2 protein-coding genes are annotated in these 1,485 nt (G+C 62.6%); both read right to left on the bottom strand.

Going from position 1 to position 1,485, the window contains the following annotated elements; translation table 11 throughout:
• Positions 1–1,000, bottom strand: a 1,000-nt coding sequence (locus tag D3H34_RS32550) for a MarR family transcriptional regulator (RefSeq protein WP_119558851.1), incomplete at its 3' end; no start/stop codon positions are given.
• Between the two features lie 222 nt (positions 1,001–1,222).
• Positions 1,223–1,485: hypothetical protein (locus D3H34_RS34420; RefSeq protein ID WP_167481322.1), on the bottom strand; the 263-nt coding region annotated here is incomplete at its 5' end.

Genomic DNA, 1,485 nt, shown 5'->3' with positions numbered 1-1,485 from the left:
TGTCCGCGTTCGTGGACGCGTAGTTGGCTTGCGACGGTACCGGCCAGGAAGGCAGCTGCATGGCGTCGACGAATGCATCCAGATGCGCCTTGACCTTGTCGGAGTGGACCGAGATCAGGATGCTCAGAAGGTTTTGCAGTGTGCGGGTGTCCGCGGCGTGCAGCACGGCGACAAACGAATCCTCGATTTTCGACAGCTTAGGCTCGACGGTGACAAGCACGTCCCGGCCCAGGGTCGTCGCGCTGTAGCGCTTGCGCGCAGCGGAGGAGCCTGGCACGACCTCGACGAAGCCCTTGTCGCGCAGCAGTCCGATCACCAGCGCGGCATTCGACACTTCGTAGCCCAGCAGGCGGCGTATCAATGGCTCGCCGATTCCCGGGTGGCACAGGACGACATAGAGCGTACAGAACTGCCGCAGCGTCAGGCCGAAGAGTCCGGCTTCCTTCGTGAGCTGTCCGTCCGCTGCCTGGAGGCATCTGCGGGTCAGCCACAAGGTGGCTTCCAGCATGAAGGGCTCGACGTCCTCGGCCTGTCCCCGCAGGGCCAGCGTCTTCAGGCACTGGACCAGCTTCTCGCGCTCCGCTGGCTTGAGGGGTGCCAGCAGCTTGTCGTTCGCTTGCTTCAGTTGCTGGCGCGCTGCGCGCAGCGCCGCCTTGCCGTCCTCCGTGATGGAGACCAGTTTGCGCCTGCGGTCCTGCGCATCGGCTTCGCGGTGGACGAGCTGGCGCTTGAGCAAGTTCCCGATGATGAAGCCCGTGGTCGCCTTGTCCGCGCCCGCAAGGCGCGACAAGTCGGTCTGCATCAACGGCTTGCGTTTGTCCAGGAGCCAGAGCATCTGGAGCTGCGCAGCGGTCAAGAGCGCGCTGGAGTCCTGCTGCGCGGCGAAGAAGGCGGACGCAATCTGGTCGATGCGTTGAATCTGAAAGGGGACTCGCGAGTAGATGTAGGCGAGCGCTTCGAGATTCAGTTCAATGGTTTTGTCTTTGGTATTGGTCGCCATGGAGGTCATTGAGGGGAAAGGCGCATGCCCTGAGGCCCCGCCGCAGCGCCGTTCCTGAATCATTCGGACTGACTGTGGCGCAAGTGTAGCCTGCCGCGTTTCAGTGGCGCGGGGCGCACTTTCCGCTCCGCCCCATCCTAGGGAATTCCCTTTGAATTTAGGATGTCGTACTAATTGACTGTGGTCACGTGAAAAATGAAAATTAGGCTCTCATACTAATTTTTATCGCTCCCTGCCCGGGACCGTATTTTTCACGATGGACTCACACTCAAGAAGCCGTGCAAAGCCGTCCAGACGGTCACTGTTTGGATTGGTCATGGCGGCCCTGTTGCCAAAGGTCGGGGCTTCGGCCGCATTGCCCGCGCCGGCAAGCGACGCGTTGGCCAGGCCGGCGCTGACCGTGCGCCGACCGATGCACACCCATTTGCTGTCGGCGGCGCGCGCGCGCAATGCCATCGTCGCGGTGGGCGAGCGCGGCGTGATCC

Source organism: Acidovorax cavernicola (assembly GCF_003581445.1).
This window is presented reverse-complemented; position numbering and strand designations above follow the sequence as displayed.